We start from the raw sequence: 20,898 nt of genomic DNA on the forward strand, positions 1-20,898 counted from the left end.
GCCCGTGAACGTCTCCACCCACAACGGCTCAGCCCGCAACACCCCGCCCATACAGGCAAAATGCCCAGAACTGAGCCTTCTGCAACACCCTTTAGACCAGCTCCTCCGCCACGGCCACCGCCTCCGCGAGCGAGTCGACCACCGGCACCCCGACCCGCTCCAGGGAGGCGCGGCTGTGCGAGCCGCCGGTGTAGAGCACGGCCTTCGCCCCGACGTGCGCGGCGGCGAGCGCGTCGTCCGCCGCGTCGCCGATGACGACCACCCGGTCGGCCGGGATGCCCTCCAGGGCGGCCAGGTGCCGCACCATGTGCCCGGACTTCCCGTCCGTGGAGGTGTCGGGCCGCCCGTCCATGCGCAGGAACCGCTCCGCGATGCCGTACCGCCGCACGAGGGGCACGAGGTCGGAGTGCGGCGCGAGCGAGAGCAGGGACTGCGTGAAGCCGGAGGCCTGCCGGGCCGCGAGCAGCTCGGCGGCGCCGAGGGTCAGGCCGCAGTTCTCGGCCCGCTCCCAGTAGTGCCGGTGGAAGACGCCGTCCATGAGGGTCCACTCGGCGTCGGTGGGCAGCCGCCCCATGAGCCGCTCGTAGAACTTCGGCACCGGCACCGTGTACAGCTCGCGGTACCGCTCCAGCGTGAGCGGTTCGAGCCCCAGCTCGGCGAAGGCCGCGTTCGTCGCCCCGATGACCGCGTCGATGTCGTCGAGCAGCGTGCCGTTCCAGTCCCAGACCAGGTGTTTTCCGTGCTTCCCCATGGCAGGACGGTACCCGCCGCCCCGGACGGCGAAGAGCGCGGAACCGTCCCGAGGCCCTTCCGGAACCTTTCCGGTACCTCAGGCCAGCAGTCCGGGAACCTCCTGCACCCCGAACCACAGCAGTTCGTGGTCCTCGGCCCCGTCCACGACGAACCGCGCGTCGTCGTCGCCCAGGTCCGCCGCGCCCAGCGCGTCCGCCGCCGCCCTGACGTCCGCCTCGGCGTCGTCCGCGTCGGCGTGCACGGCCGCGGCCTTGGCCAGCGGGACGGCCCCGGCGATCCGGACCTCGCCGACCGAGTCGGCGTCCAGCCCCCGGTCGGGGTCCGCGACCGCGTCCTTGTCGGGCACGTCGACGGCGACGACGATCCGGCGCCGGGGCGCCCCGCGGTCGGCGGCGAGCAGCCGGAGGGAGGCGGCGGCGGCCCGGCCGAGCGCCGCGTACTCCAGCTCCTCGATGTCGTCGGAGACGTACCACTCGCGCAGCGCGGGGGTGACGGCGTAGGCGGTCAGCGGGCCGGGGCCCAGCTCGCCCGCCTTGTGCGCCTGTGCGAGACCGGGGAGGGTCAGGGGGACGTAGACGCGCATCGGATGGCCGCTTTCGTAGAGGGAGAGATCCTCAGGATACGTGCGGAGTCCCCCTTCGGGGCGGCGGGTCGAAGTCGCCGTCCGTCCACCCCGGGGGCCCGTGCGCCGGCCCCTCCGGAGAGCCGTTTTCCGTCCGTGTCACCCGGATAGGTGATCCCGTTCCCGGTTGCCCGGGACCGTCCGGCCCCTTGCGGCGCCCCGAGCCCCCGCCGTACAAGATCCCCAACGAAAGTTACTCACTGGTACCGCTCGATCACGCAACGACAGGGGCCCGCCATGACCAGCACGCTCACGCCGAACGCCACGACGCCGTCGGTCGCGGTGCGGGCCGCCCCCGGCACCGTTCCCACGGCGCCGGCCGCCGCACCCGCCCCCGCCGCGCTCCCGGCCACCACCCCCGCCGCCGTGCCCCGGGCCGCCGCGCCCGCCCTCCCGCCCCTCGGCGGTGCCACCCGCCGCCCCCGGACCCCGCGCCCCCGCACCGCCCCCGGCGGACCCGCCGGGACCCGGCCGCGCGGCGCCGCCGGAAGCCGCCCGCGGACGCCCGGGCGCGGCGCGCCCCGCGCGCTCCCGCCGCACACCGTCTTCGCGGAGCGCCTGCTCGCCGTCCTGAGCGGGGAGCGGCCGGTCCACTGGATGCTCGGCCACACCCTCGGCGAGGCGTACGAGCAGCTCGTCCGGCTCGCCCCGGAGACGCCCCTGCGCTCGCTCGGCCCGCGCCCGGTCCTGCGCCGCTGCGCGGTCCAGGCGCATCCCGCCCAGGGCGCCGTCGAGGCCTTCGCGACCATCGCCACCGGCGCCCGCGTGCGGGCGATGGCCTTCCGCCTGGAGCGCGGCGCCGACCTGCGCTGGCGCTGCGCGGCCGTGGAGCTCGACGGCCTGGGCGCGACCGCCGCCCACCGCGCGTGACGGCGAAGGGGCCGCCCACCCCGGCGGGTGAACGGCCCCTCCCGCGCCGGAGGCCCGGCGCGTCCCTACTTCTTGCGGCGACGCCCGCCGCCCGCGTTCTTCTGCGCCTTGCGGCGCTCCGCGCGGGTCAGCCCGTCGCCGGAGTCCGGCTCGCCGGAGGAGAAGTCGCCCTCGACGACACCGCCGTCGCCGTCCACGGTCGGCGCGGAGAAGTGCAGCCGGTCCGGCCGCTGGGGGGCGTCGAGCCCCTTGGCGCGGATCTCCGGACGCCCGGCACCGGCCGGCACCGCGTCGCCCTTGTCGAGCGAGGGGGCGGACGCCTGCACCGGGACCTCCTCGACCTGCTGCTCGACCTGGACCTCCAGGTTGAACAGGTAGCCGACGGACTCCTCCTTGATGCCCTCCATCATGGCGGTGAACATGTCGAAGCCCTCGCGCTGGTACTCGACCAGCGGGTCCTTCTGCGCCATGGCGCGCAGGCCGATGCCCTCCTGGAGGTAGTCCATCTCGTAGAGGTGCTCGCGCCACTTGCGGTCCAGGACGGACAGGACCACGCGCCGCTCCAGCTCGCGCATGATCTCCGAGCCGAGCTGCTTCTCGCGCGTCTCGTACTGCTCGTGGATGTCGTCCTTGATGGACTCGGCGATGAACTCGGCGGTGATGCCCGCCCGGTCCCCGGCCGCGTCCTCCAGGTCCTCCACGGTGACCTTCACCGGGTAGAGCTGCTTGAAGGCGTTCCAGAGGCGGTCGAGGTCCCACTCCTCCGCGAAGCCCTCGGCGGTCTCCTGGCGGATGTAGTCGTCGATCGTGTCGTCCATGAAGTGCTGGATCTGCTCGTGCAGGTCCTCGCCCTCCAGGACGCGGCGGCGCTCGCCGTAGATGACCTCGCGCTGCCGGTTGAGGACCTCGTCGTACTTCAGGACGTTCTTGCGGGTCTCGAAGTTCTGGGTCTCGACCTGCGACTGCGCGGAGGCGATGGCGCGGGTGACCATCTTGTTCTCGATCGGGACGTCGTCCGGCACGTTGGCCATGGCCATCACGCGCTCGACCATCTGCGCCTTGAACAGGCGCATCAGGTCGTCGCCGAGCGAGAGGTAGAAGCGGGACTCGCCGGGGTCGCCCTGACGGCCGGAACGGCCGCGGAGCTGGTTGTCGATGCGGCGGGACTCGTGGCGCTCGGTGCCGAGGACGTAGAGCCCGCCGAGGTCCTTGACCTCCTCGAACTCCGCCTTCACGGCCTTCTCGGCGCGCTCCAGGGCGCCGGGCAGGGCCGCGGCCCACTCCTCGACGTGCTCGACCGGGTCCAGGCCCGCCTGGCGCAGCTCGGCCTCGGCGAGGTCGTCCGGGTTGCCGCCGAGCTTGATGTCGGTGCCGCGGCCGGCCATGTTCGTGGCGACGGTGACGGCGCCGCGGCGGCCGGCCTGGGCGACGATGCTGGCCTCGCGCTCGTGGTGCTTGGCGTTGAGGACCTCGTGCTGGATGCCGCGCTTGGAGAGCTGCTGCGAGAGGTACTCGGACTTCTCGACGGAGGTCGTGCCGACCAGGATCGGCTGGCCCTTCTCGTGCTTCTCCGCGATGTCGTCGACGACGGCGGCGAACTTCGCGACCTCGGTCCGGTAGATCAGGTCCGACTGGTCCTTGCGGATCATCGGCTTGTTCGTGGGGATCGGGACGACGCCGAGCTTGTAGATCTGGTGGAACTCGGCGGCCTCGGTCATGGCCGTACCGGTCATGCCGGACAGCTTGTCGTACAGGCGGAAGAAGTTCTGGAGGGTGATCGTGGCGAGCGTCTGGTTCTCGTCCTTGATCTGCACCCCCTCCTTCGCCTCGATCGCCTGGTGCATGCCCTCGTTGTAGCGGCGGCCGGCCAGGATGCGGCCGGTGTGCTCGTCGACGATCATGACCTCGCCGTCGATGACGACGTAGTCCTTGTCCTTCTTGAACAGTTCCTTCGCCTTGATGGCGTTGTTCAGGTAGCCGACGAGCGGGGTGTTCACCGATTCGTAGAGGTTGTCGATGCCCAGCCAGTCCTCGACCTTGGCGACGCCCGCCTCGTGGATGGCGACGGTGCGCTTCTTCTCGTCGACCTCGTAGTCGCCGGTCTCCTCGATGCCCTTGAGCTGGTTGCCGGGCTCGCCCTTGGTGAGGCGGGTGACCAGCTTGGCGAAGTCGCCGTACCACTTGGTCGCCTGGTCGGCGGGGCCGGAGATGATCAGCGGCGTACGGGCCTCGTCGACGAGGATGGAGTCGACCTCGTCGACACAGGCGAAGTTGTGGCCGCGCTGGACGAGCTCGTCCTTGGACCACGCCATGTTGTCGCGGAGGTAGTCGAAGCCGAACTCGTTGTTCGTGCCGTACGTGATGTCGCAGTTGTACTGCTCGCGGCGCTGGGCCGGCGTCATGTTGGCGAGGATGCAGCCGACCTCCAGGCCCAGGAAGCGGTGGACCCGGCCCATCAGCTCGGAGTCGCGCTCGGCCAGGTAGTCGTTGACCGTGATCAGGTGCACGCCCTTGCCGGAGAGCGCGTTGAGGTACGCCGGGAGGGTGCCGACGAGGGTCTTGCCCTCACCGGTCTTCATCTCGGCGACGTAACCGAGGTGGAGGGCGGCGCCGCCCATCAGCTGGACGTCGTAGTGACGCTGGCCGAGGACGCGCTTGGCGGCCTCGCGCACCGTCGCGAAGGCTTCGGGCATCAGGTCGTCGAGGCTCTCACCGTCGGCGTACCGCTGCTTGTACTCGTCGGTGAGCGCCCGCAACTCGGCGTCGGAGAGGTTGACGAAGTCCTCTTCGATGGAGTTGACCTGGTCCGCGATGCGGTGCAGTTTGCGCAGGATCTTGCCTTCGCCTGCACGCATGAGCTTGTTGAAGACGGACACTGAGGCTGGTCTCCTTGCCGGTCGGGCCTGGCACTGGGTCTTGTCATGGACACGAGCGCGGGCACGGCAGGTGGTCCCCACCGCAACGGCCATCGTAAGCGAGACCGCCCTCGCACAGGGAGGCCCGCAGTGCCGGAGCCGTACGCCCGCCCGGAATGAGAACGCACGAGGTGGGCGGAAGGTGCCGCCGCATCCGAAAAGTGTTCGCTTCGGCCCCGGCCGGTCACCACAATCCCCGCATGGAGCCGATCACCCTCACCACCGACCGACTGCGGCTGCGCAACCCCGTCCCGGGCGACGCCGACGCCGTGTACGCGATCTGCCAGGACCCCGCCATCCTGCGCTGGACCACCGTCCCCGACCCCTACACCCGGCAGGACGCCGAGTTCTTCCTGAACCGCCTGGTGCCCGACGGCTGGCGCGAGGACACCGACTACTCCTTCCTCGCCGAACCGCTGGCCGGGGGCCCGCCGCTCGCCGCCGCCTCCCTGAAGAACCAGGGCTCGGGCACCTGGGAGATCGGCTACTGGCTGGCCCCGGACCACCGCGGCCACGGCTACATGACCGAGATCGCCCGCGCCCTGGCCCACTGGGCCTTCACCGGCCTCGGCTGCACCCGCCTGGTGTGGCGCGCCGAGGTGGGCAACACCGGCTCGCGCGCGGTGGCCGAGCGCACCGGCTTCGTCATGGAGGGCGTCCAGCGCGCCGGCCTGCCCAACAAGGGCACGCTCCGGGACTGCTGGACCGGCGCCCTGCTCCCCTCCGACTTCGGCCTGCCGAGCCCCCTGCCGTACCTCCCCGCGCCCGGCCTCCCGTCGCCCGGCCTCCCGGCGGCGTGACGCGATCCCGCTCCCGCTGTCGGTGCCGGGGCCTAGGGTGCGGTCCATGACGACTGCGCCGCGCCCCGCCGCCGAACTGTCCGCCGACGAAGCCCGCAGGATCGCGCTGCGCGCCCAGGGGTTCCTGGGCGCGCCCGACCGCCGCGCCGGCGTGCGCGGGGTACTGCGAAGCCTCGGCCAGGTCCAGCTCGACACCATCTCGGTCCTGGCCCGCTCGCACGAGCTGATCCCGTACGCGCGCCTGGGCGCCGTGGGCCGCACCACGGTGGAGGACGCGTACTGGACGGGGGCGCACGCCTTCGAGTACTGGTCGCACGCCGCCTGCGTGCTGCCCGTCGAGGAGTGGCCGCTCTTCGCCTTCCGCCGGCGCGCCTACCGCGACCGCCCGCACTGGGGCCACGAGCTGTCGCCCGGGGCGTACGACAAGGTGATCGCCCAGCTCCGGGACGAGGGCCCGCGCACGGCGACCGAGCTGGGGGGCGCGAAGAACAAGGGCGAGTGGTGGGACTGGTCCGACTCCAAGATCGCCGTGGAGCGGGCGCTGATGTACGGCGAGGTGGTGGTCGTCGAGCGGCGCGGCTGGAAGCGGGTCTACGACCTGGCGGAGCGGGCGATCCCCGGGACGCTGCGCCACGACGACCTGGACGACGCCGAGTGCGTGCGGCGCCTGGTGCGGCAGGCGGGCGAGGCGCTCGGCGTGGGCACCCGGGCGGACATCGCCGACTACCACCGGCTCAAGGCCGAGCAGTTCGACGCGGCGGTCGAGGCGTCGGGGCTGGTGCCGGTGACGGTGGCGGGCTGGGGGAAGCCCGCCTGGGCGGACCCGGCGGCCCTGGCGGCCGAGCCGCGCGGCCGGCACCGCACGACGCTGCTCTCGCCGTTCGACTCGCTGATCTGGGAGCGGGCCCGCACGGAGCGGATCTTCGGCTTCACGCACCGCCTGGAGGCGTACGTGCCGAAGCAGAAGCGGATCCACGGCTACTTCGCGATGCCGGTGCTGGCGGGGGGCCGGCTGGTCGGCCGGGTGGACCCGGCCCGCGAGGGCCGGACGCTCGTGGCCCGCCAGGTGACCCTGGACGGTCCCAAGGCGGTCCCGGCGGTGGCCCGTGCCCTGCGCGAGGCGGCCGAATGGGTCGGCTGCGACGCGGTGACGATCCTCCCGGACCGCGTGAACCTCCCGGCCCTGGCCCCGGAACTGGTGCGGGAACTGGGCTGAACGGGCGATCGGGGGTCAGCGGATCTCCAGGACCTCCTCCCGCATCGCACTCCATCCCCCGGGGGACGACCCCCGGACCCCCGGCGGGGGCGTCCCCGGGCGGAGCCTCAGCGGATCTCCAGGATCTTCTCCCGCATCGCACTCCATCCCCCGGGGGACGACCCCCGGACCCCCGGCAGGGGCGTCCCCGGGCGGAGCCTCAGCGGATCTCCAGGATCTTCTCCCGCATCGCGTACACCACCGCCTCCATCCTGGAGTGCAGCTGAAGCTTCTCCAGGATGTTCCGGACGTGGTTCTTCACCGTGTTCTCCGAGATGAACAGCTCCTTCGCGATGTCCCGGTTGTTCATCCCGGTCGCGACGAGCTTGAGGACCTCCAGCTCGCGGTCGGTCAGCCGGGGCGCGGGCACGAGCCTGCGCTCGTCGGTCCGCTGGATCATCGACTTGAACTCGGTGAGGAGCTTGGAGGCCATGGAGGGGCTGATCTGCGACTGCCCGTCCGCGACCGCGCGGATCGCCGTGGCGACCTCGTCGGTGGAGATCTCCTTGAGCAGATACCCGGTGGCCCCCGCCTTGATCGCCTCGTAGAGGTCGGCCTCCTCGTCGCTGATCGTCAGCATGATGATCTTCGCGCTGGGGGCCACCTCCTTGATGGTGGTGCACGCCTCGATGCCGCCGCGCCGGGGCATCCGCACGTCCATCAGGACGATGTCCGGCAGCAGATCGGCCGCTTTGTCGACCGCCTCGGCCCCGTCACCCGCCTCTCCGACGACCTGGATGTCCTCCTCCTGCGCGAGGACGATCTCCAGACCGCGCCGGAAAAGGGCGTGGTCGTCCACGACGAGGACCCGGATCGGCTCCTTGCGGAACGTGCCGCTGTCCGAATCCGATCCCTCCGGGACCGACCCCTCGTGCTCGCGCCCGCCGAGCACCGGCCCGAAGCTGTCCGCCATCGTTCCTCCCCCTGAAGGCCGTGGCCTGAATTCGTTTCCGGTCCTCCAACCCGTGCCCAGGAAGCACCGGTTGGCGTGCGCTCCATGATTTCATGCCCCGGCGGCTGCGGGTCGATCCACGGGCGCACGGGGGTGCCCCTGGGGGCGCACCGCGCGCTCCAGGGGCACCGTGGGATGTGGTCGGTGCGGACCGGCGGTCAGCCGCCGAGCGCACCGCCGGCGCCGCCGTCGGCGAGCGGGTCGCTCTCCGCGAGCGGGTCGCTCTCCAGATGGATGACGCCGTAGTCGTACGCGTGTCGCCGGTAGACGACGCTCGGCTGCTTGGTGTCGGAGTCGACGAAGAGATAGAAGTCGTGCCCGACCAGCTCCATCTCGTAGAGCGCCTGGTCGAGCGTCATCGGCGCGGCCTTGTGGGTCTTCTCGCGGACCACCAGCGGGCCGTCGCCCTGGACTTCGATCGAGCCCACCATCTTGGTGGGCACCTCGTCGGTCTCGTCGACGACGAGCCGGCCGTCCCCGTCGAACTGGGCGACGCCGGGCACGACGTCCCCGACCTCGGCCGCCGACAGCCGGCCGTTGCCACGGCGGGTGTACCGCTTGTCGTGCTGCTTGCGCAGTCGCGCCTCGAGCTTGTCGCTGGCGAGGTCGAGCGCCGCGTACGGATCGGCCGCCGCGGCCTCCGCCCGGATCACCGGGCCGCGGGAGTGGAGGGTGATCTCCACGCGGTCGGACCGGTCGGCCTGCCGCGGGTTGGGCTCCTTGGACACCTCGACGTCGAGGCTGATCACCTTGCCGTCGAGCTTCTGGATCTTCTCCAGCTTCAGCTTCTCGGCCACGTGCTTGCGGAACCGCTCGGGCACCTCGGTCTTGCGGCCCTTGACGACGATGTCCACGCAGAACTCCGTTCCCGGATCGCCCGGATCGGCTCCTCGGCCGCCGGGCATCTCCCTTTGCACCAGACTCCGGATGGATTACCGGAGCTCGGACTCGGCGACTTTCACCTCCTCCTCCCCGGTCGAGAAGATCCCCACCCCTTCGGCAGGAGGTTAATTCGCCCTGAACTCCTGTCCAGAGGCGCAACCATGTATTCGGCGAGGCGATGGCTTTCACCATTCCTCACAACCGAACATAGCCCCTTCGGACGGGTGTCGGCACCCGCTGCCGCGACATACCTCCGTTCGGGCGTTCTCACCTCTCATCACCTGCAACGATCCAAGATCTTGAGGAGTTCCGGTTTATTTCGAACGAAGCGGGAGAGGATGCGACCACGGCCGCCGCCCGCTGTTCGAATCCGTGCTGCGCGGAAACGGCCGCTAAACCGTGCGGTATTTCAGAAACGAACGAAAGCTGTACGGCTCCGAGGGCGCGGGCCGCCTCCGCCAGCGAGGCCCCGGTGGTCATCAGGTCGTCCACGAGCACCACCGTTCCCGCCGCCCGCGTCGCTACGCGTCCCGCCGCGCCTGCCGCCGCGAGGAGCCGCGCGCCGCCCGGCACGACCTCCAGGGCCCCGGAGAGGTTCGCGAGGCGCCCGCGCGCCCCGAGCCCGGCCTGGTCCGCCACGTACCGCCGCTGCCGCAGCACGGGCGCCACCCGCGCGTCCCGTCCCGTCCGCCGCAGCCGGGCGGCCGCGGCCAGGGCGATCCGCCGCGTCGGATCGTGGCCACGCGCCCGTACGGAGCGCCGCGAGGACGGCACCGGTACGAGGAGCAGCGGCCCGTCCCGCGATCCCGCCACGGCACCGGCGGCGGCCTCCACGGCACCGGCCAGGGCTCCGCCGAGGGGACCGGCGAGCGCGAGCGCGCCGCGCTCCTTGTGGGCGAGGAGCACCTCCCGTACGGCACCGGCGTAGGGCGCGGCAGCGTGGACGACGGGCAGCCCGGCGGGCTCGGGCACCGGCCGCACCCGGCACGGCCCCGTCCCGGTCAACTCCTCCGCGCACTCCGGGCACAGCTCGGTCCGCGGTCTGCCGCAGCCTCCGCAGGCGACCGGCAGCACCAGCCCCGCGATCTCGCGCCACCACCCCCGCATGGCTCCACTGTGCGCCCTCCCGCGGCCCCCCGCCACCCCTGTGGAAAACCCCTCGCCGCCCCCGCTCCCCGGGCTCGCCGAAGGACTCCGCGAGGCCCCGGAGTACGTCAGGTGTGCCCCGCGCGGCCGGTGGGGAGGGCCCGGCACGGGCGGGTGCGGACGATCGCGGGAGTGGCCCGCGCGGCCGGGCGCGGGCCGCCGCGAAGGGGCCGGTCCCAGGACCTCTCCGACCCCGATCCGCCGGACGGTCCCTAACCGGGATAGACCGGTGAGTCCCCGCTCTTCACCACCGGCTGCCAGTTCGTCCCCGGTGGCAGCCGGACGATGCCGTCCTCGGAGTCGGCCACCACGGGCGTGTCCAGCGACTCCGTGTGCGGCGCGGACACCGACGTCACCCCGTTCAGACCCGGCAGCACCGAGGTCGGGGAGGTCGAGCCGTCCGTCTGGAGGTAGCGGATCTGCTGCACGCCCCCCGCCTCCTTGCCGACCACGACGAGCCGGCTCGGCCCGGCCCAGGAGACGGCCGTGACCGACTCCAGCCGGGGGGCGGCGGGCTGGAGGTCCACCACCGAGACGGTGGCCTCCCCGTCCGTCGTCCGCCGCTCGATCCGGCCGATCTGGAGGGTCGTGCGCTCGCCCCGCTCGACCACCAGGGCGATCCGGACGCCGTCGGCGGAGACCCGCAGCGACTCGATCCGGTCCTCCCCCAGCCACGGCGTGCGGACCTCGACGGGTTCCTCCGTGCCCTCCGGCACCATCCACAGCTTGTTGTGGGCGGGGTCGCGGTCGGCGACCCACAGGTCGCCCCGGCCGCCCCAACTGGGCGCGGAGAGACGGTCTTCCGGCCGGAGGCCCTTGCTGCTCAGGACCGGCTCCTGGGATCCCTGCTCCGTGATGATCGAGGAGACGAAGAGCCGGTGCCCGTCCTTGTCGACCCCGGCCGCCCGGGTCTCGCCCCGGTCGACGGCGATCGAACCGAGCGCCACCGCCCCCTTGCCGAGCAGCCCCGGCACGTCGACCGGCGAGGCCGTCTCCTTCCCCGCGACCACCAGCTTCTTCAGCTTGCCCTGCTCGTCGACGAAGTACGGCTTCTCGTCGAGGTCGGTCTCCCGGACCGCCGCGAACTCGGCCACCTGCCCCTTGCCGAGCCGGCACAGCGACTCCGACCCGTCCAGGAGCTCCACCTGCTCGACCCGTACGGACGGCAGGTCGCGCAGCGTGAACAGCAGCTGCGCCGCCATCCGCCGGCACGCCACCGCGTCGACCCGGTTGCCCTGGAACTCCAGTGGCACCTTCAGCGTCGACTGGTCGTCCGTCGCCAGCGTGGTGACGTCCTTCTTCAGCGTCGTGCGGGTGGGGAAGCTGGAGTCGACGGCCTGCTTCAGCCAGTTCGTCGGGCCGTCGAGCAGCGCCTTGACGGTCTGGGTGACCGGGTCCATCCGGGTGACCGGGTCCTGGCGCTGCCGGATGTAGACCGGGTCGGCGACGACCCACTTCTCCCCGGAGGCGAAGTAGTACTTGTTGACCGACCGGTAGTTGCGGAGGAAGTCGGCCTCACCGAGGACCAGGCCGGGCGGGAGGCTGTCGATGCGCCACTCCTTGCCCTTGCCGTTCCCCGTCGGCTGCTGCACCACCTGGATCGACCACTGGTAGTCGGCGGGGCTGATCGGCTGGTAGGCGTGCCGGGCGTCCACCGTCGCGATCTTGCGACCGGCGAGCGGGTAGACCCGGCCCTCCTTGTCGGGGTCGGTGTTGCGGTCGGCCTGCTTGCGGTTGGGCGCGGTGGCGAGCACGGTGATGCTCTGCTCCGGCTTCCAGGTGCCCGCGGCCTTCTGCGTCAGGTACTTGCGGGCCGTGGAGAAGCCGGGGTCGTCGCTGGTCATGGCCTCCAGGAAGCCGTCGACGATCTCGTCCGGATGCGCGTTCTCGCGGGGGGCGACGGCGTAGACCCGCACCTGCGAGTCGCCCGTGTTGGAGCCCTTCACCGTCTGCACGTCCCCGCTGTCGGGCATCGTCGCGCAGCCGCCCGCCAGGAGCGCGCCGCACGCGGCCAGCAGTGTCGCGCGTGTGATCCGTCCCCGCCCCGCCTGCTCCGCCCGGGAGTCAGCGCCCACGTGTCCCGCCCTCCTGCTCCGCGTTCCCGGCCCCGTTCCCCCGGCCGTTCCCGTTCTCGTTCCCGTTGCGGCCGGCCGTCGCCGTACCCGGCGCCCGGCCGTCGGCGTCCGCCGCGGCCCGTGCCACCACCCGGGCGCCGCTGCCGGGCAGCGCCGTCGGGTCGACGGTCGCCCGGGGCGCCCCGGGAAGCCTCGGCGGCACGGGGAGCGGCGTCCGGTCCCCGCCGGGCTGCGCCGGCACCGCCGTACGGCGGACGGCGGCCTGCTCGCGGTTGCGGCGCGAGTCCTCGGGCTCCAGGGGTATCGGGGACCCCCGCAGCGGCTCGTCCGCCGTGCGCGGCAGGGTGAGCCGGAACTGCGAACCGCCGCCGGGCTCGCCCCACGCCTGGAGCCAGCCGCCGTGCAGCCGCGCGTCCTCGACGGCGATCGACAGGCCGAGACCGGTGCCGCCGGTGGTGCGGGCGCGGGCCGGGTCGGCGCGCCAGAAGCGGTTGAAGACCCGGGTCGCCTCGCCCGGCTTCAGTCCGACGCCGTAATCGCGGACGGCGACGGCGACGGCCCCGCCCGCGGCGGCCAGCTTCACCACCACGTCCCGGCCCTCGCCGTGCTCGACGGCGTTGACGACGAGGTTGCGCAGCACCCGCTCGACGCGGCGGGCGTCCGCCTCGGCCACCACGGGCTGCTGGTCGCCGACGACCACGATCCGGGTGTTCTTGCGCTCGGCGAGGGGCTCGGCGCCGCCTATGACCCGGCGCACGACCTGCCGCAGGTCTATCGGCTCGGCCTCCAGGGCCGCCGCGCCCGCGTCGAAGCGGCTGATCTCCAGGAGGTCGGAGAGCAGCGACTCGAAGCGGTCGAGCTGGTCGCCGAGGAGCTCGGCGGAGCGGGCCGTGACGGGGTCGAAGTCGACACGGGCCTCGTGGATGACGTCGGCCGCCATCCGGACCGTGGTCAGCGGGGTGCGCAGCTCGTGCGAGACGTCCGAGACGAACCGGCGCTGCATCCGCGACAGCTCCTCCAGCTGCTGGATCTTGAGCTGGAGGTTCTGCGCCATCTTGTTGAAGGCCTCGCCGAGCCGCGCGATGTCGTCCTCGCCGGTGACCTTCATCCGCTCCTGGAGGCGCCCGGCCGAGAGCCGCTCGGCGATCCCGGCGGCCATCCGCACGGGCGTGACGACCTGGCGCACCATGAGCCAGGCGATGGCGCCGAGCAGCACGACGACGAAGAGCCCGGCGGTCGCCAGGGTTCCCTTGACCAGGGCGAGGGAGTCCTCCTCCTGGGTCAGCGGGAAGAGGTAGTACAGCTCGTACTGGGTGCCCTCGGCGTCGTTCAGCCGCTTGCCGATCACCAGGCCGGGCTCGGACGCCTTGCTGCTGGTGTAGTGGATCCGCGTGAACTTCTGGAGGGTCTCCGTGCCCTGCGCCACCGAGAGCCGCAGGTCGCGGGGGATGCTCGTGGCCGGGTCGACCTCGCCGGAGGCACGGACGCCCCGGCTCGCGGTGTCACCGGTGTCGAGGGAGAGCGCGACCACGTTGAAGGCGCTCTGCCCGCCGCTGGCGAGCTGCTCGACCAGGGTGGAGCGCCAGTTCACGGACGCGCCGTCCCGCCCGCCGTCCGGCTGCCCGGGCGTCGAGGGGGTGGTCGCCGCCCGGTCCTGCGCGGCGGAGAACCCGCCGGCGGCCTGGCTCTGGGCGGCCTTCTCCTTGGCGTCCAGCAGGCCGTTGCGGACCTGCCCGATGACGACGATGCCGAGCAGCAGCACGACGCCGAGGGACATCAGCAGGGTGCCCGCGACGATCCTCAGCTGGATGTTCCGCCGCCACAGGCGGGCGGCGGGCAGCAGGGGCCGGCGGATCCAGCGCGCGAGGAGGCGGAAGACCGGCCCTCCCCGCGAACCGTCCTGGAGGAGCCGTGCGCCGCGCGGCGGACGGCCGGAACGCGAGCCCCCCCGCCCCGGTCCGGCAGCCCGCCCCGTACGGCTTCCCGGATCCCCGGGCTTCGGAGCAGTACTGCCCGTACTCATGTCAGCTCGGTCCCGCCTTGTAACCGACGCCACGGACGGTCACCACGATCTCCGGGCGCTCGGGGTCCTTCTCGACCTTCGAGCGCAACCGCTGGACGTGCACGTTCACCAGCCGGGTGTCGGCCGCGTGCCGGTAGCCCCACACCTGCTCCAGGAGGACCTCACGGGTGAAGACCTGCCACGGCTTGCGCGCGAGCGCCACGAGGAGGTCGAACTCCAGCGGGGTCAGGGCGATGGACTGCCCGTCCCGCTTCACGGAGTGCCCGGCCACGTCGATGACCAGGTCACCGATGGTCAGCTGCTCCGGAGCCGGCTCCTCGGACCTCCGCAGCCGCGCCCGGATGCGGGCGACGAGCTCCTTCGGCTTGAACGGCTTCACGATGTAGTCGTCGGCGCCCGACTCCAGCCCCACGACCACGTCGACCGTGTCGCTCTTGGCCGTGAGCATGACGATCGGCACTCCCGACTCCGCCCTGATGAGCCGGCACACCTCGATGCCGTCCCTGCCGGGCAGCATCAGGTCGAGCAGCACCAGGTCGGGCTTCGCCTCCCTGAAAGCGGCAAGCGCCTTGTCACCGTCCGCGACGAACGACGGCTCGAACCCTTCACCCCGCAGCACGATGCCGAGCATCTCGGCCAGTGCGGTGTCGTCGTCGACGACGAGAACGCGTCCCTTCATATCGACATCATCCCATTAGCCAATCGTTACCTGCCGTGACCTGTCCCACAGCGCCTCCCCCTGTCAGGGTCGTGATCTCGTGGAGAACGACCCGCTCGGCCCGCCGCCGCACGGTTCGCACGGCCGGATCGGGCATCCGCACAGTGTGCCGTCTGCCGTCCCCACAATGAAGGTCCGGACGAAGCTACGAAGGACGAGGCCGCTCCCGCCCACGGGTGGGCCCCGCGTGGCACGATGGCACCCGGCCCGCCGCCGCGTTCAGGTGTCGGCCGCCGTGACCGAGCCGGTTCGCCGATCCGGCACCGCGACCATTCCCACGAGGTGGACGACCGTGAACGACACTCCGGGCTGGACCTCGCCCGGATCCGCCCCTTCCGGCGACCAGGACGGCCCCGGCGTTCCCCGGCCCGCCGGCCCGGCCGACGTGAACGGTTCCACCTCCCAGTGGTCCAAGGACCAGCCCCCCGCCGGCCGGTGGTCCCCGCCCACCGGCCAGACGCCGCCCCCCGGCCCCGGCCGGAACTGGGGAGCCCCGCCCACCGGCACGCAGTGGGGCAAGCCGCCGGCGGCGAAGCCGGGTGTGATCCCGCTGCGCCCGCTGGGCGTGGGCGAGATCCTCGACAGCGCGGTGAAGACCCTCCGCGCCCACTGGCGCGCGGTCCTGCCCGTCATGGCCGTGCTCGCGCTGTTCGCCCAGATCACCCACACCCTGGTCCAGCGCTACCTCGTTCCGCCGGCCCCGGATGTCGACCCGGACGCCACGCCCTCCGAGGCCCTGAAGCAGCTCGGCGAATCGACCCGCGCCTCCCTGATCGGCCTGGGCCCGGACACCCTCGTGTCCCTGGTGGCGCTGTTGATCAGCAGCGCCCTGCTGGCCGTCGTGGTCAGCCGCGCGGTCCTCGGCCGCCCGGTCTCGCTGGCCGCCGCCTGGCAGGAGGCCCGCCCGCGCCTGCTCCAGCTGCTCGGCCTGACCCTGCTGATCGCGGCCATGGGCGCCGGCATCATGCTCGTCGGTCTGCTTCCCGGACTCCTGGTCGGCGGCCCTCCGGGCGTGCTCCTGATCCTCCTCGGCGGTCTCGGCGCCCTGGTCCTGAACGTCTGGCTGATCATCCGCTTCAGCCTCGCCTCCCCCGCCCTGATCCTGGAGCGCGGGGGCGTGGTCCAGTCCCTGAAGCGCTCGGCGAAGCTGGTGCAGGGCTCATGGTGGCGGATCTTCGGCATCACCCTGCTCACTCAGCTGCTGATCGTCCTGTTCACGCTGATCATCTCGATCCCGTTCGTCGTCATCGGCTTCGTGGTCGACGGCGAGGCCCTCTCCAGCCTGTCCTCCGGCTCCGCCGGAACCTTCGGCTGGCCGTTCCTGATCGTCACGGGCATCGGCGGCGTGATCACCAGCGCGGTCACCTACCCGATCTCCGCCGGTGTGACGGTCCTCCTCTACGTGGACCAGCGCATCCGCCGGGAAGCCCTGGACCTCGAACTGATCCGGGCCGCGGGCCGCCCCGAGACCGGCCCCGAGCCCGGCGACCGGGCCGTCGGGGGCTGACGGCGTGAGGGTCGCGGGGGGAACGTCCACGGCCCTGGCGCGCCCGCGCGCCGACGGCGACGTACCGGTGGACGTCTCCCGCGTCCCCGCCCGCGAGGCGGCGGAGCGGGAGCTGTCCGACCCGAGGTACCACGAGAACGATCCGAACCTCCTCCAGCGCGGCCTGAACCGCCTCTGGGAGTGGCTGGACGACCTCTTCGGCTCCGCGTCCGGCATCACCCCCGGCGGGCCGCTCGGCCTCGCGGTCGTCCTCCTGCTGGTGGTCGCGCTCGTCGCCGCCCTCCGGTGGCGCCTCGGCACCCCCCACCGGACGCCCGCCACCGCGGGCGACTCCCTCTTCGGGGACGGCCCCCGCTCCGCCCGCGACCACCGGGCGGCCGCCGACCGCCACGCCTCCGCCGCCCGCTGGAACGAAGCCGTCCAGGAACGGATGCGGGCCGTCGTCCGCTCCCTCGAAGAACGCGCCCTGCTCGACCCCCGCCCCGGCCGCACCGCCGACGAGGCGGCCGCCGAGGCGGGCAGCTCCCTCCCCTCCCACGCGGACGCCCTGCGCCTCGCGGCCCGCGCCTTCGACGACGTCATGTACGGCGGCCGCACCGCCGACGAGCCGACGTACCGCCACGTCGAGGAGCTGGACACCGCCCTGGAACGGACCCGCCCCACCCTCGGCACCGCCTTCACGGGGACGCCCGCATGAACAGCGCGACCACCGGCACCCCGGCACCAGGCGGCGAGCCGACCGCCGACGCCCCGACGCCCACCGCCCCGGCCGGCACGTCGACCGCCCTCTCCGCCCACCGGATCTGGGCCCGTGTCCGCGGCGCGGCCCTCGTCGTCGCCGTGGTCCTGATCGGCGGCCTCGTCCTCGCCACGGTCCGCTCCACCAACGCCCACGGCGCCCTCGACCCCCGCTCCACCGACCCCCACGGCAGCCGGGCCGTCGCCGAACTCCTCAAGGAGCGGGGCGTCACGCTCACCCTCGCCACCACCCTCGACGAGGCCACGGCGGCCACGACCTCCGGAACCACCCTCCTGGTCGCCGCCCCGGACCTGCTGACGGACACCCAGCTGTCCACGCTCCGGACCGCCGCGCAGGCCTCCGTCGGCCGCACGGTCCTCCTCGGCGCGGGCACCCCCTCCCTCGACGCCCTGGCCCCCGGAGTCACCAGCGCCCCCGACACCGCCGTCGCGAACCTCTCCCCCGCCTGCACCCTGCCCGCCGCCACCCGCGCCGGCAGCGTCGACCTGGGCGGCGAACGGTACGAGGTGGCCCCCGGCATCACGGCCGACTCCTGCTACCCCTCCTACGGCCTGCCGACCCTGGTGCGCCTCCCCGGCCCCGGCACCTCCGACACGGTCCTCCTCGGCTCGCCCGCCATCCTCCACAACGCCCGTCTCGACCAGCAGGGCAATGCCTCGCTCGCCCTGCAACTCCTCGGCTCCCGGCCCCATCTCGTCTGGTACCTCCCCTCCCTGTACGACTCCTCCGCCGACGCGCCCGAAGACGACACCACCGGCAACTTCCTCGCGCTCATCCCCTCCGGCTGGCTGTGGGGCACGCTCCAGCTCGCGCTCGCGGCCCTGCTCGCCGCCGTCTGGCGCGGCCGCCGCCTCGGCCCCCTGGTGACCGAGCGGCTCCCCGTCGCCCTCCGCGCCTCCGAGGCCACCGAGGGCCGCGCCCGCCTCTACCGGAAGGCGAACGCCCGCGACCGCGCCGCCTCCGTCCTCCGCACCGCGTCCCGCACCCGGCTCGCCCCGCTCCTCGGCGTCCCCTCCCGGGACGCCCACTCCCCCGACCTCCTCCTCCCCGCGCTCTCCGCGCGTCTCCCCGGAACCACCGCGGACCCCAGGGACCTCCTCTTCGGCCCGGCTCCCGCCGACGACTCCGCCCTCGTCCGCCTGGCGGACCAACTCGACGCCCTCGAAAGAGAGGTACGCACCTCATGAGCGCCCCGACCCCCGAGACGGCTACGAACTCGGACGGCGCCCGCGCCTCCCTGGAGGCCCTGCGCACCGAGATCGGGAAGGCGGTGGTCGGCCAGGACCCCGCCGTCACCGGTCTCGTCGTGGCCCTGCTCTGCCGGGGGCACGTCCTCCTCGAAGGCGTCCCGGGCGTCGCCAAGACCCTGCTGGTCCGCGCGCTCGCCGCCGCGCTCGAGCTCGACACCAAACGCGTCCAGTTCACGCCCGACCTGATGCCGAGCGACGTCACCGGCTCCCTGGTCTACGACGCCCGCACCGCCGCGTTCTCCTTCCAGCCGGGCCCGGTCTTCACCAACCTGCTGCTCGCCGACGAGATCAACCGGACGCCCCCGAAGACGCAGTCGTCCCTCCTGGAGGCCATGGAGGAGCGCCAGGTCACGGTCGACGGCACTCCGCGCCCGCTGCCCGAGCCGTTCCTGGTCGCGGCGACCCAGAACCCCGTCGAGTACGAGGGCACCTATCCCCTCCCCGAGGCCCAACTGGACCGGTTCCTGCTGAAGCTGACGGTCCCCCTGCCCTCACGCGCGGACGAGATCCAGGTCCTCACCCGTCACGCCGAGGGCTTCGACCCCCGCGACCTGAAGGCCGCCGGCGTCCGTCCCGTCGCGGGTCCCGCCGAGCTCGAAGCCGCCCGGGCCGCCGTCGCCGAGGTCTCGGTCTCCGCCGAGATCGCCGGCTATGTCGTCGATATCTGCCGTGCCACGCGTGAATCCCCCTCGCTCACGCTCGGGGTCTCTCCCCGAGGCGCCACCGCCCTGCTCTCCACCGCCCGTGCCTGGGCCTGGCTCACCGGCCGGGACTACGTCACCCCGGACGATGTGAAGGCCCTCGCTCTCCCCACCCTGCGTCATCGCATCCACCTGCGGCCCGAGGCCGAGATGGAGGGAGTCACCCCGGACTCCGTCATCCACTCGATCCTCGCCCACGTCCCCGTCCCCCGCTGAGAACGGCGCCCCATGGCCCTCACCGGACGAGCCGCACTGCTCGCGGCCCTCGGATCGCTCCCCGTCGGCATCCTCGCCCCCAGCTGGACGGGGATGCTCGCGGTGAACGCGCCCCTCTCACTCGCAATACTGTGCGACTATGCCCTGGCCGCGCCAGTACGAACGCTCCAATTCACCCGAAGCGGTGACACATCCGTTCGACTCGGTGACGCGGCCGAGGTACGGCTCACGGTCGCCAACCCGTCCCGGCGCCGCCTCCGCGCCCAGCTCAGGGACGCCTGGCCGCCCAGCAGTTGGCTCCCCGGCACCGAGCAGTCCGCCTCCCGCCAACGGCTCACCGTCCCCGCCGGCGAGCGCCGCCGCCTGACGACGTCCCTGCGCCCGACCCGCCGGGGCGACCGCCGCGCCGAGCGCGTCACCGTCCGCTCGTACGGTCCACTCGGCCTCGCGGCCCGCCAGGGCGACCACGAGGTTCCCTGGACCGTCCGCGTCCTGCCCCCGTTCACCAGCCGCAAGCACCTGCCGTCCCGCCTGGCCCGGCTCCGTGAGCTCGACGGCCGCACCAGCGTGCTGACCCGCGGCGAGGGCACCGAGTTCGACAGCCTCCGCGAGTACGTGCCCGGTGACGACACCCGCTCGATCGACTGGCGCGCCACGGCCCGGCAGACCGCCGTCGCCGTCCGCACCTGGCGCCCCGAGCGCGACCGCCACGTCCTGATCGTCCTGGACACCGGCCGCACGTCGGCCGGCCGCGTCGGCGACGTCCCTCGCCTGGACGCCTCCATGGACGCGGCCCTCCTGCTGACCGCGCTCGCCTCCCGAGCCGGCGACCGGGTGGATCTCCTGGCCCACGACCGCCGCCTCCGCGCCCAGGTCCGGGGCCGCTCCGCGAGCGACGTCCTGCCCGCCGTCGTCGCCGCCCTCGCCCCGCTCGAACCGGAGCTGGTGGAGACCGACGCCCGCGGTCTGGCCGCGACCGCGCTCTCCCGCGCTCCCCGCCGTTCCCTGATCGTCCTGCTGACGGGCCTCGACGCCGCCCCCATCGAGGAGGGCCTCCTCCCCGTCCTGCCTCAGCTCACCCGGCGGCACACACTCCTGGTGGCCTCCGTGGCCGACCCGCACGTCGCCCGCATGGCAGCGAAGCGGGGTACGGCAGAGAGCGTGTACGAAGCCGCTGCGGCCACGCAGACTCAGGCCCAACGCGCCCGCACCGCGGACCAGCTCCGACGCCACGGCGTCACGGTCGTCGACGCCGCTCCCGAAACCCTGGCCCCGGCCCTGGCGGACGCGTACCTCGCCTTGAAGGCGGCCGGCTGGCTCTGAGACTCACTGATCCCCGGTGTCGGACCTGGAAATCGGAAAAGGCGGGTGAACGCAGAAAAGCCCCGCACCATGAGGTGCGGGGCTTTCCCACAATGATTGTTCGGCGGTGTCCTACTCTCCCACAGGGTCC

The 20,898-nt window shown here is 73.0% G+C and carries 17 protein-coding genes; 8 read left to right on the top strand and 9 right to left on the bottom strand.

Annotated elements, in window-relative coordinates; all coding sequences use genetic code 11:
• Positions 1-91 precede the first annotated feature (91 nt).
• Together ACIQKA_RS34700 and ACIQKA_RS34705 are read right to left on the bottom strand one after the other, a co-directional pair.
• A complete protein-coding gene (locus ACIQKA_RS34700; protein ID WP_383433458.1) occupies positions 92-751 on the bottom strand; it encodes an HAD family hydrolase in 660 nt (219 codons plus the stop codon).
• A gap of 78 nt (positions 752-829) precedes the next feature.
• Positions 830-1,336, bottom strand: a complete 507-nt coding sequence (locus ACIQKA_RS34705; RefSeq protein WP_402543377.1) for a DUF6912 family protein — start codon at positions 1,334-1,336, stop codon at positions 830-832.
• Between the two features lie 405 nt (positions 1,337-1,741).
• Between ACIQKA_RS34705 and ACIQKA_RS34710 the strand changes: the two genes are divergently transcribed.
• Positions 1,742-2,245 (top strand): Rv3235 family protein, encoded by a 504-nt coding sequence (locus ACIQKA_RS34710; RefSeq protein WP_402543384.1) that lies wholly within the window; start codon positions 1,742-1,744, stop codon positions 2,243-2,245.
• A 65-nt stretch (positions 2,246-2,310) separates the two neighbouring features.
• Here the strand turns inward: ACIQKA_RS34710 and secA are convergent, their stop codons facing one another.
• On the bottom strand, positions 2,311-5,121 hold the full coding sequence (gene secA, locus ACIQKA_RS34715) for a preprotein translocase subunit SecA (RefSeq protein ID WP_383158898.1): 2,811 nt from the start codon (positions 5,119-5,121) through the stop codon (positions 2,311-2,313).
• Between the two features lie 239 nt (positions 5,122-5,360).
• On the opposite strand from secA, the gene ACIQKA_RS34720 reads away from it, so the two are divergent.
• Together ACIQKA_RS34720 and ACIQKA_RS34725 are read left to right on the top strand one after the other, a co-directional pair.
• Positions 5,361-5,960: a GNAT family N-acetyltransferase gene (locus ACIQKA_RS34720; protein ID WP_383158896.1), complete on the top strand. Its 600-nt coding sequence runs from the start codon at positions 5,361-5,363 to the stop codon at positions 5,958-5,960.
• 46 nt (positions 5,961-6,006) lie between these two features.
• Positions 6,007-7,176, top strand: coding sequence for a winged helix-turn-helix domain-containing protein (locus ACIQKA_RS34725; RefSeq protein ID WP_383158893.1), 1,170 nt, complete (start codon positions 6,007-6,009; stop codon positions 7,174-7,176).
• Positions 7,177-7,375: 199 nt separating this feature from the next.
• Here the strand turns inward: ACIQKA_RS34725 and ACIQKA_RS34730 are convergent, their stop codons facing one another.
• The 6 genes from ACIQKA_RS34730 to mtrA all read right to left on the bottom strand — a co-directional run bounded on the left by ACIQKA_RS34730 (position 7,376) and on the right by mtrA (position 14,972).
• Complete coding sequence (locus tag ACIQKA_RS34730; RefSeq protein WP_383158891.1) at positions 7,376-8,128, bottom strand: response regulator; 753 nt, start codon at positions 8,126-8,128, stop codon at positions 7,376-7,378.
• Between the two features lie 197 nt (positions 8,129-8,325).
• The gene (gene hpf, locus ACIQKA_RS34735) at positions 8,326-9,021 is read right to left on the bottom strand and encodes a ribosome hibernation-promoting factor, HPF/YfiA family (RefSeq protein ID WP_383158888.1); all 696 of its coding nucleotides are present in this window, start codon (positions 9,019-9,021) and stop codon (positions 8,326-8,328) included.
• A 295-nt stretch (positions 9,022-9,316) separates the two neighbouring features.
• Complete coding sequence (locus ACIQKA_RS34740) at positions 9,317-10,156, bottom strand: ComF family protein (RefSeq protein ID WP_402543378.1); 840 nt, start codon at positions 10,154-10,156, stop codon at positions 9,317-9,319.
• A 251-nt stretch (positions 10,157-10,407) separates the two neighbouring features.
• Complete coding sequence (locus ACIQKA_RS34745) at positions 10,408-12,270, bottom strand: LpqB family beta-propeller domain-containing protein (protein WP_383433445.1); 1,863 nt, start codon at positions 12,268-12,270, stop codon at positions 10,408-10,410.
• On the bottom strand, positions 12,260-14,293 hold the full coding sequence (gene mtrB, locus ACIQKA_RS34750; protein ID WP_402543379.1) for an MtrAB system histidine kinase MtrB: 2,034 nt from the start codon (positions 14,291-14,293) through the stop codon (positions 12,260-12,262). The genes ACIQKA_RS34745 and mtrB overlap by 11 nt, the downstream gene beginning before the upstream one ends.
• Before the next feature lies 1 nt (position 14,294).
• On the bottom strand, positions 14,295-14,972 hold the full coding sequence (mtrA, locus tag ACIQKA_RS34755) for a two-component system response regulator MtrA (protein WP_010356958.1): 678 nt from the start codon (positions 14,970-14,972) through the stop codon (positions 14,295-14,297).
• 331 nt (positions 14,973-15,303) lie between these two features.
• Between mtrA and ACIQKA_RS34760 the strand changes: the two genes are divergently transcribed.
• From ACIQKA_RS34760 to ACIQKA_RS34780, 5 genes are read left to right on the top strand one after another with little or no spacing between them, the layout of a single operon-like run.
• Positions 15,304-16,518 (top strand): hypothetical protein, encoded by a 1,215-nt coding sequence (locus ACIQKA_RS34760; protein ID WP_402543380.1) that lies wholly within the window; start codon positions 15,304-15,306, stop codon positions 16,516-16,518.
• Positions 16,519-16,522: 4 nt separating this feature from the next.
• Positions 16,523-17,215 carry a DUF4129 domain-containing protein gene (locus ACIQKA_RS34765; protein WP_402543381.1) on the top strand — a complete coding sequence of 231 codons (693 nt, stop codon included), beginning with the start codon at positions 16,523-16,525 and terminating at the stop codon, positions 17,213-17,215.
• Positions 17,212-18,465, top strand: a complete 1,254-nt coding sequence (locus ACIQKA_RS34770; protein WP_402543382.1) for a DUF4350 domain-containing protein — start codon at positions 17,212-17,214, stop codon at positions 18,463-18,465. The genes ACIQKA_RS34765 and ACIQKA_RS34770 overlap by 4 nt, the downstream gene beginning before the upstream one ends.
• Positions 18,462-19,445 carry an AAA family ATPase gene (locus ACIQKA_RS34775; protein ID WP_383433432.1) on the top strand — a complete coding sequence of 328 codons (984 nt, stop codon included), beginning with the start codon at positions 18,462-18,464 and terminating at the stop codon, positions 19,443-19,445. Before ACIQKA_RS34770 ends, ACIQKA_RS34775 begins: the two co-directional genes overlap by 4 nt.
• A gap of 12 nt (positions 19,446-19,457) precedes the next feature.
• Positions 19,458-20,768, top strand: coding sequence for a DUF58 domain-containing protein (locus ACIQKA_RS34780; protein WP_402543383.1), 1,311 nt, complete (start codon positions 19,458-19,460; stop codon positions 20,766-20,768).
• Positions 20,769-20,898: the final 130 nt, after the last annotated feature.

Source organism: Streptomyces sp. NPDC092045 (assembly GCF_044756005.1).
Lineage (GTDB): Bacteria > Actinomycetota > Actinomycetes > Streptomycetales > Streptomycetaceae > Streptomyces.